The sequence below is a fragment of the [Clostridium] innocuum genome, assembly GCA_012317185.1.
GTDB classification, from domain to species: domain Bacteria; phylum Bacillota_I; class Bacilli_A; order Erysipelotrichales; family Erysipelotrichaceae; genus Clostridium_AQ; species Clostridium_AQ innocuum.
On sequence record CP048838.1, the window covers coordinates 4704614 to 4718906 of the forward strand.

At 40.0% G+C, this 14293-nt stretch carries 14 protein-coding genes; 4 read left to right on the plus strand and 10 right to left on the minus strand.

The window, feature by feature from the left end:
* Window positions 1-62: 62 nt before the first annotated feature.
* From G4D54_23025 to G4D54_23040, 4 genes are read left to right on the plus strand one after another with little or no spacing between them, the layout of a single operon-like run.
* Window positions 63-1979, plus strand: a complete 1917-nt coding sequence (locus G4D54_23025) for a PRD domain-containing protein (GenBank protein QJA05112.1) — start codon at window positions 63-65, stop codon at window positions 1977-1979.
* Between the two features lie 12 nt (window positions 1980-1991).
* On the plus strand, window positions 1992-2660 hold the full coding sequence (locus tag G4D54_23030) for a hypothetical protein (protein ID QJA05113.1): 669 nt from the start codon (window positions 1992-1994) through the stop codon (window positions 2658-2660).
* On the plus strand, window positions 2657-3376 hold the full coding sequence (locus tag G4D54_23035; GenBank protein ID QJA05114.1) for a ribulose-phosphate 3-epimerase: 720 nt from the start codon (window positions 2657-2659) through the stop codon (window positions 3374-3376). The genes G4D54_23030 and G4D54_23035 overlap by 4 nt, the downstream gene beginning before the upstream one ends.
* Window positions 3357-3824, plus strand: coding sequence for a hypothetical protein (locus tag G4D54_23040; protein ID QJA05115.1), 468 nt, complete (start codon window positions 3357-3359; stop codon window positions 3822-3824). Before G4D54_23035 ends, G4D54_23040 begins: the two co-directional genes overlap by 20 nt.
* Window positions 3825-4275: 451 nt before the next feature.
* Here G4D54_23040 and hydF read toward each other — a convergent pair whose 3' ends face one another.
* From hydF to G4D54_23090, 10 genes are all read right to left on the minus strand, one after another.
* Window positions 4276-5466 (minus strand): [FeFe] hydrogenase H-cluster maturation GTPase HydF, encoded by a 1191-nt coding sequence (gene hydF, locus G4D54_23045; GenBank protein ID QJA05116.1) that lies wholly within the window; start codon window positions 5464-5466, stop codon window positions 4276-4278.
* Between the two features lies 1 nt (window position 5467).
* Window positions 5468-6886 (minus strand): [FeFe] hydrogenase H-cluster radical SAM maturase HydG, encoded by a 1419-nt coding sequence (gene hydG, locus G4D54_23050; protein ID QJA05117.1) that lies wholly within the window; start codon window positions 6884-6886, stop codon window positions 5468-5470.
* Window positions 6865-7953 (minus strand): [FeFe] hydrogenase H-cluster radical SAM maturase HydE, encoded by a 1089-nt coding sequence (gene hydE / locus G4D54_23055; GenBank protein ID QJA05118.1) that lies wholly within the window; start codon window positions 7951-7953, stop codon window positions 6865-6867. Before hydE ends, hydG begins: the two co-directional genes overlap by 22 nt.
* The gene (locus G4D54_23060; GenBank protein QJA05119.1) at window positions 7946-8209 is read right to left on the minus strand and encodes an iron-only hydrogenase system regulator; all 264 of its coding nucleotides are present in this window, start codon (window positions 8207-8209) and stop codon (window positions 7946-7948) included. Before G4D54_23060 ends, hydE begins: the two co-directional genes overlap by 8 nt.
* 386 nt (window positions 8210-8595) lie before the next feature.
* Window positions 8596-10698, minus strand: a complete 2103-nt coding sequence (locus G4D54_23065) for a diguanylate cyclase (protein QJA05120.1) — start codon at window positions 10696-10698, stop codon at window positions 8596-8598.
* Between the two features lie 93 nt (window positions 10699-10791).
* The gene (locus G4D54_23070) at window positions 10792-11406 is read right to left on the minus strand and encodes a KH domain-containing protein (protein ID QJA05121.1); all 615 of its coding nucleotides are present in this window, start codon (window positions 11404-11406) and stop codon (window positions 10792-10794) included.
* Between the two features lie 12 nt (window positions 11407-11418).
* Window positions 11419-12414 carry a YidC/Oxa1 family membrane protein insertase gene (locus tag G4D54_23075; GenBank protein QJA05122.1) on the minus strand — a complete coding sequence of 332 codons (996 nt, stop codon included), beginning with the start codon at window positions 12412-12414 and terminating at the stop codon, window positions 11419-11421.
* A 31-nt stretch (window positions 12415-12445) separates the two neighbouring features.
* Complete coding sequence (rnpA, locus tag G4D54_23080) at window positions 12446-12772, minus strand: ribonuclease P protein component (protein QJA05123.1); 327 nt, start codon at window positions 12770-12772, stop codon at window positions 12446-12448.
* 188 nt (window positions 12773-12960) lie between these two features.
* Window positions 12961-13095: a 50S ribosomal protein L34 gene (gene rpmH / locus G4D54_23085; GenBank protein QJA05124.1), complete on the minus strand. Its 135-nt coding sequence runs from the start codon at window positions 13093-13095 to the stop codon at window positions 12961-12963.
* Between the two features lie 114 nt (window positions 13096-13209).
* Window positions 13210-13593, minus strand: coding sequence for a hypothetical protein (locus tag G4D54_23090; GenBank protein QJA05125.1), 384 nt, complete (start codon window positions 13591-13593; stop codon window positions 13210-13212).
* Between the last annotated feature and the right edge of the window lie 700 nt (window positions 13594-14293).

Here is a 14293-nt window from a genome sequence, read left to right on the forward strand (position 1 = left end):
TGAATACACAAGGAAAGGAGAAGTGAAATCCTTTAGACAGTTTGGGTTTCATAGTGATAAGAATGCTAACAAAAAGACAATCCAGTATTTTTTTAGAGCTTTGCGAAAAAGTTGGTGAATACTATAAAGCAAACTATTTTTCGGATAAATTTAACATCAGTCTGCGTACCATCCAAAATGATATCAAGGCAATAAAAGAGGACACTGCTTCTTTATCTGATATATTCATAATTGATTCCAGAGTACCCTTCGGTACCAGAATTAAGATTCTGGACCGAGAGCGTTTTGCTCACTATCTCAATGATCTGAAAATGCAGTCGGATAAATACAATATCAATTACAGAGATGATCGTATTTATAAGCTGTTAAACTTTCTGCTGAGCCAGAGAAAAAGCATTTCCCTGACAAAATGTGCAGATTATATCTATGTGTCAAAATCCACACTGACCAGTGATTTAAAAGAGCTGGAAAAAACATTGTCCAAATTCTCCTTACGTCTGATTCAGACAAAGGGTTATATATGGATAGACGGGCTGGAACGGGATAAGCGCATCTGTCTGATGGATGTCAGCTATGCATACCATCCCATGATACCAAGCAAGCTGATATCCGATACGGAGGCTGTTCATGTGGAATTCATAAGAAAGACTTTGATGAAGGAGCTGCTGGAGAAACAGTATCCGATTTCCGATGTTGAGTTTCAGAATATTATTATCTGGCTGAATATATCCATACGGAGAATCACCAACTTCTTTTATCTGAATGATGAGGATATTGACGGTGAGGGTACCTATGACACGGAAATTAAAATCGCAGGGAATATCTTTGAGCGGATTGAAACAAAATATCTGATCCGTGTACCACAGACAGAAATCAATTTTCTGGCAATGTATATTAACAATCACAGTAATTTCAGCAATACTGATTATATATCAGAGGATCTGAATACATTTATTCTGCATGCGCTGCAGAGAATACATGAATCCTATCCGACGGATTTCACACATGATGTAAACCTGCGTATTTCACTGGCTTTGCATTGTGTTCCCCTGATATCCAGAGCACGCAACAATGTACAGATCAAGAATGAAATGCTGGATTATATCAAGCAGAGCTTTCCCTATGCATTTGATATTGCCACATATTTCTCCTACCTGTTATCAGAGCGCTATACATGTAAAATCAAAGAAAGCGAAACCGCCTTTCTTGCCATCTATTTCAATAAAAGCATCAATGAGTATTCTGTCTTAAAGGGCAACAAACGAGTATGTATCATAACGAACCTGAAGCGTTCTGAATATTTCCTTCTGGAACAGTTTCTGTATGATAAATTTCAGAAATATATCGTATCCATCACCTTCGTTTCCTCGAATGAATTGGATGATCTCGATTTGGATGCATACGATTTGTTCTTCTCAACCGAGGATAACAGGGCGACTGAATCCGGACTGGCGACAAAAATTGCATTCTTTCCCGATTCCAATGAGCTGGAGAAAATCAAGGTACGTATAGAAGGCTTTAAAAATGTTGAGGATATCATGAAGCTGTTTGATCCAAAGCTGTTTTTTGTAAAAGATTTCACAGAAAAGGAAGAAATTCAAACGTGTCTTGTCCATGCGGCATCTGACTTGTATAAGCTGGACAATCTCGCCGAGGAAATCGAACTGCGGGAGGAATTTGGTTCCACCTACTTCGGCAATGGAATCGCAATCCTTCATCCCATGCATCTGCTGACGGATGATTCCTTTATCGGCGAAATCATCCTCAAAAAGCCGGCAGTCTGGGATACTGAAGGGAATCATGTGAATCTGATTTTTCTGGTATGTATTCAGAAAAATAATCTGGAAGCCTTTCGTGCCTGGGATTATCTTTCTCCCTTACTGTTCAATAATGAATTCAAACAGGAAATTCTGTCTGTTGAGGATTACGATGATTTCAAACGGATATGTGAAGAAAATCTGAAATCGCATATATTATAGGAGGAGCATCATATGACATTTACATTTCTGATTACCGCTGCTGTTCTTATCATACTGCTGATTATTCCGCAGATAATGAAACGAGTCGTATATAAAAAATTGACAGGATATCTGTCAGAAAGAGATTATGAACGATTTGAAAAGCTGCTGGACGGATTCGCCTGTATATTTTCCTTCAAGCCCTACAATCGGGAGTACATGCGGTTAAATTCCTATTTCATGCAGGGTGATAAAAGGAAAATTGAGGCACAGCTCGATACTATTTTCAGTAAAATGAAAATGAGAGATCAGCAAAAGGCAGCCGCTGCCAGACAGGGATTTTATTTCTATATGGAAAATCAGAAGTTTAAGAAAGCAGAAAGCATGCTGCATATCTGTCGAAAGGCTGATAAAAATACCGCAGAGCTTCATACGATGGAAATGATGTACAGTATTCTCGCACTGAAAAAGAGTGAGTATATAGAGGAAATCAGAGAGAGGCTGGAACCGATGAAGAAAATGCCGGATGCTTTTACCAATGATGCAAAGCGTGTACGTATCGGTATTTTTGAATATCTGCTCGGTCTGCAGTATACGTATCTCTGTAATAAAAAATTAAGCAAAACCTATTTGACCTCCGCACTGAAAAACTGCCGGAATACACCCTATGAGTATGAGATCAAAAAGCTGTTGAAGGCATGACCATGAAGCTGACGACAACAGAATTCAGTTTTAATGCATCCTTGTCCTGTATTGATCTTGGACATATTGCTGAGAGTATGGAGGAAATCAATCAATCTCGTATTAAAAGTCTTCACTATGACATGGTGGATGGTCAGTTTAATGAATGCTTCATTTTCGGTGATCTCATGCTGAAGGTATTTCGCAGCTATACTAAATTGCCGATTACGGTGCATCTGGCCTGTAGAAACCCGATTCCATATATTAAGCCCTGTATAGCAAACGGAGCAGATTATATTGCGATTCATTATGAGGCGGATATCGATATAGAAAAAGCTTTTCAAACAGTACGTGATTTTGGAGCAAAGCCTGTCCTTGCCTTTCGCTGTGATACACCGGTACCAGAAGATTTCATTAAAGTCTCTGAGCATGCGGAGTGGATTTTGAAACTAAGTGTCCAACCCGGTTTTTCAGGACAGACCTTTCAAGAGGAGGCAGTTCGCCATATAGAAAAAATGCATCAGCTGCTTATGACAGCAGAGCTTGACAGGGTGATCGAAGTTGATGGAAATATTCATACAGGGACCATACAGAAATGTGCAAAGGCGGGGGCAACGATGTTTACAGGAGGAACCTCCGGCTTATGTAATCATAAGCATTCCATTGATGAAAGCATCGTGCTTCTCGAACAGGCCATCGTTGCAGGAGGAAATTCAAATGGCATTGACTATGAATGAGGAAAGCAAAAATACGGAATTAAAAAAGCTGCTTTGTGAGCAGGAGAAGTACAGGGCAACAACTTGGGGAAATATCGTATCCACAACACCGAGGCTGTTATCATATGCTGTTGATGCAGATAAACGTCCGAATATCGGATTCCGTAATATATACTGCTATGTGGGTTTAACGAAAACGAGTCTTCATATTGTTACACTGCATTCTCTGGATGTGACAAGGGCTACCGGATATTTCCGTATTCCATTACAGGATATACAAGGAGCCACTGTGAGAAAGGGTGTATTGAAAAGCAGTGTTATTCTGAGCTTCGGAAACGAAAAATTCAAAATTTTATGGTTTAATGAAGCCACCGGTACCGATATGAAGAAGCAGAGGGCAGCTGTACGAAGAATCTGTGATTATTTCATTGATATTTCGAAACATGAAAACATCAGGGGTTCTGTATAGGTTCTAACTCATATCGGAATACACAAAGAAATGAAAAAATTCCAATTGCAGGTAAATACAAGGTACAGAGAATTCAGCACGATTGTATAGATCAATAATTTGAATTCTCTTTTTTGTAATCACCCCATCAATTCCACGATTCAGACTTTCTTTCCTCTTTGCTTTTTTTAGCTTTTTCTATAACCGAAAAAGAGCCTTTGCATACTGCTGTATTTATCTTCTCCTATGTGGTATCTTTCATCTATGAAAACTCTATAATATTTGTTATTTTCTAAGTCCTGCAAATTCGGTTTCAATTATAAAAAGGAAGGCATGCGCCATATGATGTTTTTAAAAAGGAACATATAACAAAAGGCTGCTCCATAAGTCTGTACTTATGAAACAGCTGTGTTACTCTTTCATTGTAATGAATCAAGTAAATGAGTTGAGCATTCACTTTTTATTTTGCTTATCAATATATAATATGCTCCAGTATCCCTTTCATATATGCGATAGCAATTCCGTAATTCGTCATCGGTATTCCTTCCTTTTTTGCCTGTTCCACTCTGAATTGAACATATTTTTTATTAAACATGCAGGCACCGCAATGAATGATGAAATCATAGTCCTGCAGTTCTTTCGGAAAGTCCGTACCGCTGACAATATTCACCTGCAAGCCGTCTCCATATTTTTTCTTCAGCATAGCAGGAATCTTAACCCTGCCGATATCCTCCGCAAGTGGGGCATGTGTACAGGCTTCGGCAATTAGAACTCTGCTGTTTACAGTCAGCTGATCAATAGCCTTTGCACTTTTTATGAAATATTGGATATCCCCTTTGTATTTTGCGAATAGTACGGAGAATGAGGTCAACAAACTTTCCTCCGGCTTTTTTTCATATACAAGAGGAAACACCTGTGAGTCTGTGATTATCAGCTTCGGCGGCTTTGACAAAGCTGAAAGAGCCGCATCTATCGTATCGCTTGTACAGCTTTGAATAATACATTTGTGATCCAGCAGATCGCGAATTGTCTGTACCTGCGGCAGGATCAATCTTCCCTTTGGAGCCTGTATATCCTGCGGCATAACAAGCAGAACAAGATCATTTTCCTGTACCAGATGTCCGGTGATCGTTTCTTCCGTAAAATCAGAGGGAAGCAGACGAATCAAAGCCTGACGAACATCATCCGTCACCAGCTCCTTCACATTTGCAATAAGTACGTCACTACCTGTTTTCTTCTCAATCTGTGTAACCACATCCGCATATGCTTTCTCATCTTCAGCATCCTGATTCCATATGCAAAGAACAGGAATCTGTTTTTCTTTTAACTTCTTATACCATGTCATTTCCCAGGAAATATCCATGTCACGGAATACCAGAATTGCCATATCTGTTTTCTGAGTGACTTCCACTGTTTTTTCAACACGCAGATTCCCCAGTTCCCCTTCATCATCAAAGCCTGCAGTGTCATAAAATACCACCGGTCCAAGACCATGAAGCTCCATCGCTTTTACTACAGGATCCGTGGTTGTCCCCGCCACAGGAGAAACGGTAGAGACCTTCTGCTTCGTAATGGCATTTAACAGTGTGGACTTCCCGCTGTTTCGTTTTCCAAATATGCCAATATGCAGACGTACTGCATTGGGTGTGTCCTGAAGACTCATATTAAAACCGGAAATCCCGTTTTCCATTATCAATGGAATGCAGATAGGAGGCACAGGTTTCTCTTGCTTTCTCATTTGGAATATGTAACAGCTCCCGATCTATTATGGCACTGCCAAGCTTTTTTGTATCCTCTTTTGCATAATCATCCAGATACTCCCGCAGTGTCAATAATGCGTTTGGATGACAGCAGTTCGCAATCTGTCCGGATTTTACCAGACTCATAAAGCGGTCCCCTGTTCTTCCTTCCCGATAGCATGCCGTACAGAAGCTCGGTATATAGCCCAGCTTCAACAACCAGTTAACCACCTCATCCAGGGTACGGTTATCACTCACATCAAACTGCGCACTGTTTTCCTCTTCCTTTTCCGGTACTGCATAGCCGCCGACACTGGTGGAAGAAGCTCCGGATATCTGAGAAATACCGAGATCAAGAACCTTTTCTCTTGTTTTCTGTGATTCTCTTGTAGAGATAATCATACCGGTATATGGTACAGCAATTCGCAATACAGCAACAATTTTTGTAAATATCTCATCACTGATGGCATTTGAAAATTCATTCGGATTTATATCGTCAGCAGGACAGATACGTGGAACACTGATTGTATGCGGACCAACGCCGTGAACCGCCTCCAGATGCTCAGCATGCATTAAAAGTCCTACAAAGTCATAACGATACATATTCAATCCAAACAATACCCCACAGCCGACATCATCAATACCGCCCTCCATGGCACGATCCATTGCCTCCGTGTGGTAGGCATAGTTTGATTTCGGTCCGTTCGGATGCAGCTGTTCATATGATTGTTTGTTGTAGGTTTCCTGAAACAGGATATACGTACCGATTCCTGCTTCCTTCAGCTTTCGGTAATTATCCACAGTTGTTGCCGCGATATTTACATTCACTCGGCGAATAGCTCCATTCTTATGCTTGATGCCGTAAATCGTTTTAATACTCTCAAGTACATATTCAATCGGTGAGTGAACAGGATCCTCTCCTGTTTCCAGAGCAAGTCGCTTGTGTCCCATATCCTGCAGGGCAATAACCTCCTGCCTTATTTCTTCCTGCGTCAGCTTTTTTCTTCGAATATGCTTGTTCTTATAATGATAGGGACAGTATACACAGCCGTTAACACAGTAGTTGGAAAGATACAGCGGAGCAAACATAACAATGCGATTGCCATACAGCTTCTGCTTGATCTGTTTTGCCAGCGTAAACATCTTTTCATTTTCCTCAGGAAGATCACATTCCAATAACACCGCAGCCTCTCTGTGTGTAAGCCCCTTACAATCTGCGGCTCGCTCAATCAGGGAGCTGATCAATTCCTTATTGTGTTTGTTTTCCTGTGCAAAGCGCAGTGTTTCTTTGATTTCCTCATCGTCAATAAATTCCGTTGCTTTCAGTGAATGTTTATTGTACATATACGTTTTTCCTCTAACTTTCTTATACTGTCGCCGCGATCTGTTACGAGTTCATATCCAATACGCTTCATACGATTGGAAAGACATACTCTGCATTCGGCTGCTTCATCACCGGTACAGATTTTATCATCATACAGCATGTATTTCTTTCTCACAGCTACCGGACTGAGATTGGGCATCACAACGTTGGCACCTGCTAAAATCCCCTGTTCTCTTCCCTGTGGATCAATCGTACCCAGAGCTGTAGTCGCCGGAAGAAGTACATCCGGCAGGATCAGACGGATAATGGAAAGCAGTGTCAGTGTCAGCGTGAAGCTGCCGGCCGGTTCATTGTAAAACGGTGTATCATGATGCGGAAGAAAAGGCCCGATTCCCACCATTTCCGGCTGAAGCTCCTTCATGAAATGCAAATCCTCTACAATATGCCTCAGCGTCTGTGAGGGAGAGCCGACCATGATTCCGCAGCCGGTCTGAAAACCGATCGCCTTCAAATCTCTTAAGCACTGCTTGCGATGCTCACTGGTAAGCTCTTTTGGATGCAGACAACGATAATGCTGTGCATTGCTTGTTTCATGACGCAGCAGGTAACGATCTGCACCTGCATCATAATAGCACTGATAGCTCTCCTTCTCTTTTTCTCCAAGTGATAATGTGATAGCACAATCCGGATACCGCCGTTTTATATCAGTTATGATTTCAATCAGAAGCTCATCCGTATAATATCCATCCTCCCCGGACTGCAGGACAAAGGTACGAAATCCAAGATTATAGCCTTCATCACAGCAGGTAAGGATATCCTCTTTTTTCAGACGGTATCTTTGCGCATGGGAATTGCTGCGGCGGATACCGCAGTAATAGCAGTCATTGCGACAGTAGTTGCTAAACTCTATCAATCCACGGGTATACACCTTATTTCCATAGTATCTGTGCGCTGTTTTTCTTGCATACTCCGCAAGCAGATTTCTTATTTCATTCTCACCATGATGTATAAGTACCTCAAGAAATTCTTCATCTCTTAGCCAGCCTTCCATATACAGCTTTTCGATCAGAAAAGAAACATTATCCATCTATATTCTCCATCACATTGGAATACAGTGCCTTTGTACTGACACCCTCTAATTTCCCCAGTTTACCGGATAATGCAGAAATGACAGGCTGAGGTGCATCTATGATAATACTGATAACAGAAATCCCTCTTTTCTGATACGGCACTCCCATACGACCAAGAATATATTGTGCATATTCATGAAGTATGGAATTGATTTTTTCAGCAGACTCCGTATTTTCGACAATGATACCGATAACAGCAACTCTAGTTTCCATAACATCCTCCTCCATTAAAAAAATTCTTGTCCTATAAAAAAACAAGAATACAGTAAAAACTATTTGCATTCCCGTCTTTTTCCTCAGGCTGTTCCTTTAGAAGCAGATCGTCAGCGATCGATGTTTGATGTTTACGGTCAGTACCACTTTCCGCTCACTTCAACATCTTGATTATAACACCTTGTTTATTTGTTCACAAGCAATATAGTACTATGTACTTAAAAAACTAAAATAATTCCAATACATAAAGAAAAGAAGAAGACATTGCTGCGTACTTCCTCTTCCTATTCTTACATTGGATGAAATGCGTCTGTTTTTCGTTCAATCAGAACTGCAAATTGTTTAGACTCCATGTTTTTATTATATTTCTCAGATTCACCTTATCCCTATTTTTCAATTGCAATCAGGTAGGTCGCAAATGCATAGGAAAGATTACGAATCAGCGATAGATCATCTTCATTCCATTCATGAATTCTTCGATCATTCATACCAAGTACACCTATCATTCTATGATCGTACAAAATCTGATGCTGCAGTGTTGCCTGAATTTGATATTGTTCATACGCATTTATATAACGGATATCATTTACGTTAATCTGATTCTGATAGTAAAGGTGTCTGTCATCAAAAGCCTTTAGGTATGCTGGATCCGTCTGAATATGAACATGCTTGGATGCCTTATTCCTTTCCAGGTCATATATATAAACTCTGCCCATGGAATATGCTTCATTTTCAAAGCGAAGCAGAAATATATTTTTCACATTCATGGAACGGCAGATAAATTCCATCGTCTGTGCCAGCAGCTCATCCCGTTTATCGAATACATTCAGCATTTCAAATACCTTTGGTAGAATATCATTGACGGTGACCTCATGGCGGTCCTTGCGCTTTTCTTTTTTCTGCATGATCTGACTGAAATAGTCATTTTTATAGACAACAAACTGGTCACGCCCATTTGCCTTAGCTTCATAAAGAGCATGATCCGCTTTCATAAAGATATCTTCAAAATCCTTTTCTGTATCCACAATACAAATTCCCATACTGACAGTAAGCTGCTTCTGCAGCTTACTGATATTCAGATTGCGTATATTATCTATAATACGTAAAGCATTCTTTTCAATATCCTCAATACATGAGATATGATTCAGATACATACAAAATTCATCACCGCCGATTCTGCCGACTAGATCTTCCTCTCTTAGATTATTCTGAAGATTAGCTGCGACCTTCATGATTACCTGATCACCCACAAGATGTCCACAGGTATCATTGATAATTTTGAAATTATCAATATCCAGTATAAAGAAAGCACCCTTTTCGTCTGCTCTTTTACCACGAATCGCCTCCAGCACATGGTTGCGAAAGGCAGTTTTATTCAATACCTCGGTAAAGGGATCCAGTTTGTTGCTGCGAAGAAGCTCTTCATTTCGCTGCAGGATAATATGCTGTTCGTAGAGTGCGTTTTCCAAATCCATTTTATTCATCATACTTTGCAGATTATTGCGTTTTTCCTGCTCTCTTGCCTTTCGATTGAGACGATAGGCTTCCAGCAGATGGAGAAATAGTTCCTCTTTGGAGCAAAATTGCATTGCCAGCTCCACCTTGATATCTGCTAGTCTTGCGGAATTGATAGAGTTTGGATGATGAGATTCCATTTTTTCAAGATTGCGATATAGCAGATATGCCTGATCCTTTAATTTTAATGAAATGCAGATGTGAATACAATCCATATAGTTTCTCACTGTATTTTTATAATCAGATGTATGGGGAGCAGCCTCCAGAAAATCATATAATCTTTGCTTTAATTTCGCTATATCCTTTCTGTGCCACAATTCGAATATGCTGATCATAATTCTATTCTCTGTCAGTACCACATGGTCATTGTCTTTGAAATAGCGTAAGAATGTTTCATACCAGGGAGCTGCCTCTGCTGCGCGGTTCATTTTCATATATACCATCAGAATATTCGTTAATATAATACCGTCATTCAGTGAAAATTCAAGATGCATTTTTCTTCGTTCCTGAAATGCCCGTATGAAGTATTCAATTCCTCTTTGTTCACAATCGATATCATGAAACAAAGTTCCCAGATTGTTAATAATCGCATAATGATATTCGAATTCCGGATGATCCATTGTGAGATAATAAGCCTTTAGAAGAAAATGCAGGGAGGTGAGAAAATCCCCCAGATCAGAATAAACGATTCCCTGTAGATTATGTATGTATGCAAGAATTTTCAGATATTCATTTTTTTCACAGTATTCCTCACTTTGAAAGCAGTGCTGAAGACATTCTTTGTAATTTCCTCTTGAAAATTCATAATATGCCTGAAAATACAATGCAGCTGCAATGTAGTAGGGATCCTGATGAAGCTGCGCAATTTCCAGTAATCGGGAAGCCTTTTGAAGAATCTCCTCCGGTCTCCCCTGTTTGCGCAGTATAAGAAGCTGTTCTTCAAGCTCTGTAGCTTCTTTTTTATAAACTTCCATGCTCATCCTCTTTTCTATAATTAAAAAAACTCACATTCGACAAATTTCGCATATGGAAAGGGAGCCATGCTGTCTTGCATGACTCCCTGTTTTTTATGCATTATCTTCGCTGTAAACGATTTTCAGACGCCGCTGATTACCTTCACCTTCACTGACGGTAGCAATATGCTTCATATTGGCTAAATAGTTGTGAATAGCCTTTCTTTCATCGGCCGGCATAGGATCCAGTGTTGCATCAGTTTTTGTCCTCTGTACGCTTTTCGCAACTCGAAGAGCCAATGAACAAACTTTCTGATATTTCTCTTCCTTATATCCGTTGATATCAATCAGTACACCAATCCGGCGCTTAAACTCACTGGAAGAAGCAGATTTCAGAACAGTATTGACTGCCTGTAATGTCTGTCCGTTCTTTCCAATCAGAATAGCGTTGTTCTCAGCGTCCAGATTAACACGGAAATATTCACCGTCATCCACCACATCAATGGACACTTCCATATGAATACCTTCGAAATAGGTCTGCAGATATGCTTTCATGAATTCACGAATATCATTTCTACAGTAAGCCGTTATGGTTGTTTTGCTGCCAAGACCCAGAAAGCCTGAGGTTTCTTCTGTAACATTATAAGTGAGCTCTTCTACGCTTACTCCCTTATCCTCGGCAGCCTGCTTCAATACATCTTCCAGATTTTTGCCAGTATACGATTTCATCCTGTTATCCTCCTAATCTTTGATAAAGAATTTGTGGATTACAATATTTTGGATAACTCTTGCAAGAGAGTTTACCAGCCAGTAGAAGGACATACCCAGCGGCCAGTTGATTGCAAAGATGGCAATCATACCGGTACTCATGTACATCATCATGTTCATGGAGCCCATCATACCATTTCCGCCCTTTTTCTTAGGCTCTGCATATTTTTTCTCTTTGACATGCATCTTTTTCTTTCTGTGTTCCTGCAGCCACTGCGGCATTTTGAAGGACAACAGCTGGAAGGCTACCATCAGAACAAAGATGACAACATACCAGTAATTACCTAAGTTAAACCCTTCGATCGGCGTCTTAGCCAGGTTGATTCCCTGGAAGGAACCGGTTACCACGCTGTACGCGCGCATCGTCGCCTGATACATACCCAGAATTACCGGGAACTGTATAAACGTTACCAGCAGTGTTCCAAACGGATTGATTTTGTATTTGCTGTAGAGCGCCTGCATTTCCTGCGCCTGCTGCATCTTGGAGCGGTCATCGGTTTTGCCTGCATATTTCGCCTGAATCTTATTCATTTCCGGCTGAATGGACTGCATACGCTGTGATGCTACCTGTGATTTGATTGAGAACAGGAAGATCAGCAGCTGAATCAGGAAGGTCGCTGCAATGATACCGATACCTGCATCACTGAAATCTGCTACAAAGTTAATCAGGAATGCAATCGGCCATACGATCAGCCCGTTGAACCATCCCTCGTCCATTGCATCCGAGAATGTTGTTTTTTCGATTGTAATCAAATCATCTGCTTTATAATCCTTATACTTCTTTTGAAGTTCTTTGTCGTCTGGAATGTCAACATCTCCGCGTTTCACCTGAACGTCATTGTTCGTGTAAATGGAATTGACATATGTCTTACCATTCTGCCCACGCGGAACACTACATCCGGTCAGTGTCACGACCATCAGCATAACGACCAGAAGAAACTTCTTTTTGTTTCTAAAAAAATCTTTCATCTTTTTGTCTCCTCGCTAAGTTTGCCTACCTTTATATTTTAACTTTTTTAACCAATCTTTCCAAGAGTTTTTTGTTGTTTATATAATTTTCTTCATGATATTTTACGCGAACGAGTATAATCGTATCAAATTTCTCTTCAAAACTGTAAATATCCTGTACCATCATGCGTACCTGACGCTTGATTTTATTACGTACAACTGCTTTTCCCATTTTCTTACCAACGGAAATTCCTACTCTTGCATGATCTTCTTTTCGCGGCTTCACATAAATAGCAAAGGAAGGACAGGTGTAAAATTTTTTGTAATTCATAATCTCGGCGAATTCCTGGCTTTTTTTCACACGATATTCCTTTTTCATGCAGTTCTTCCTTTCTGTCTTCCGCTTCCCTGATGCCGTTTTCTGCCTGCTATACGCTTTCACAGCATCATACGCTTAATCATAGCCTAAATCAGGGGAAAAAGCAATAACGTACGGCAGGAAAGCACCTGAAACAGAGGAATCCTTCACTTTGACAAGGCGAAAAAAAATCACCACAGGGTGATTTTTTATGCTGATAACACTTTTCTACCTTTGGCACGACGACGCGCTAATACTTTACGTCCTCCTACTGTAGCCATACGGGCTCTGAATCCATGAGTTTTCTGGTGTTTTCTTTTGCTCGGTTGATATGTTCTTTTCACAAGAGCCACCTCCACTTCTTCTTTATCATTTTATACAAATTGAGCATTGCTTTAAAATTATACATAAAAACTCTGTCAAAGTCAATAATTCATTAAAAATATTTGAAAATACGTTTATTTGTCAATCCATGCCATTTTTCGACAGAAGGCATGTGTAAAAATAGGGAACAGCAGCACGATAAAAGCAGAAACCACTATAAATATAAAGATACTTGCATAAAAAAATAAAACGGTGGAAATCAGTGCCTGAAGCAGCAGCATGATGCCGTAAACAATTCTGGTTTCCACACGCAGACTCATGACTGCGTACAGGAAGATAATTCTTGCCGCTACAACCACAGCGAGAATTCCGAAGAAGACGGATAGGGAGGAAAGCTTATCCGCAATCAAAACAAACGAAAGCAGTGCCAGAAACAGCTCCAGCAGCAGACTCATCTGATAGGTAGAGGCAAGACGGTGCTGAATCATGCGTTTTGTACTTTTTTCAAACCAGTTCATATCATCACATCCTATATAATCATCTCATCTATTATATAGGAAGTTGGAAAAGAACACAATTCACTTCGCAAATTGTCCTGTATATTATCATTCAGAGGGTTTTCAACAAAACACTCCGTTTACGGTGGAAAACTTGGCTTTCAACTCCAATTCATAATATGAAGCAGAGGATATCAGCTGTTTATCCCGATGCAAGAGATTTTCCACGATTCTTCCACAAGAATACATATCATAGTTTTCCACCATATGTGGAAACTGTAGAAAAGCTTCTCATAACCTTTATTTATCATACTTTTCATGTGTATACAATGATGGAAAAGCATCTGTTGATATCCATTGTTTTCCACTTTTCCACAAAATACAGGATTCCACACTTCCTGTTTCCCCATTTTTTCCATATGGAAAGCTGTGGAAAGTGGAGAAACTCCTTTATTTATCCTTTTTAAAGCATGTTTTCCTGTGGATAACCTATGTGTGTAAACGGAATCCACCGGAAATCCTTCAGAAAACGTGTCCTGTCCGGTGGAAAACTGAATCAGTATTCTCCTTCACTTTCCATAAACAAATTATTTCCATTTTTTCTACATGACAGCAGCACTTTTTTACATATGCTGTGATTCCCTTTATCTTAATCAGAATAGCCGTGGTATTTTTCCACAATCTATAGTAAAATATAAGGTGCATGAAAAAGGAGTCGTTT

Excerpts from the sequence above, each read along its gene's own strand:
- rnpA (QJA05123.1), bottom strand. The coding sequence starts at position 12,772 with ATGAAAAAGGAATATCGTGTGAAAAAAAGCCAGGAATTCGCCGAGATT.
- G4D54_23035 (QJA05114.1), top strand. The coding sequence starts at position 2,657 with ATGACCATGAAGCTGACGACAACAGAATTCAGTTTTAATGCATCCTTG.
- G4D54_23030 (QJA05113.1), top strand. The coding sequence starts at position 1,992 with ATGACATTTACATTTCTGATTACCGCTGCTGTTCTTATCATACTGCTG.
- hydF (QJA05116.1), bottom strand. The coding sequence starts at position 5,466 with ATGAGTCTTCAGGACACACCCAATGCAGTACGTCTGCATATTGGCATA.
- G4D54_23040 (QJA05115.1), top strand. The coding sequence starts at position 3,357 with ATGGCATTGACTATGAATGAGGAAAGCAAAAATACGGAATTAAAAAAG.
- G4D54_23075 (QJA05122.1), bottom strand. The coding sequence starts at position 12,414 with ATGAAAGATTTTTTTAGAAACAAAAAGAAGTTTCTTCTGGTCGTTATG.
- G4D54_23025 (QJA05112.1), top strand. The coding sequence starts at position 63 with ATGCTAACAAAAAGACAATCCAGTATTTTTTTAGAGCTTTGCGAAAAA.
- G4D54_23070 (QJA05121.1), bottom strand. The coding sequence starts at position 11,406 with ATGAAATCGTATACTGGCAAAAATCTGGAAGATGTATTGAAGCAGGCT.
- G4D54_23065 (QJA05120.1), bottom strand. The coding sequence starts at position 10,698 with ATGGAAGTTTATAAAAAAGAAGCTACAGAGCTTGAAGAACAGCTTCTT.
- G4D54_23090 (QJA05125.1), bottom strand. The coding sequence starts at position 13,593 with ATGAACTGGTTTGAAAAAAGTACAAAACGCATGATTCAGCACCGTCTT.
- G4D54_23060 (QJA05119.1), bottom strand. The coding sequence starts at position 8,209 with ATGGAAACTAGAGTTGCTGTTATCGGTATCATTGTCGAAAATACGGAG.
- hydE (QJA05118.1), bottom strand. The coding sequence starts at position 7,953 with ATGGATAATGTTTCTTTTCTGATCGAAAAGCTGTATATGGAAGGCTGG.
- hydG (QJA05117.1), bottom strand. The coding sequence starts at position 6,886 with ATGTACAATAAACATTCACTGAAAGCAACGGAATTTATTGACGATGAG.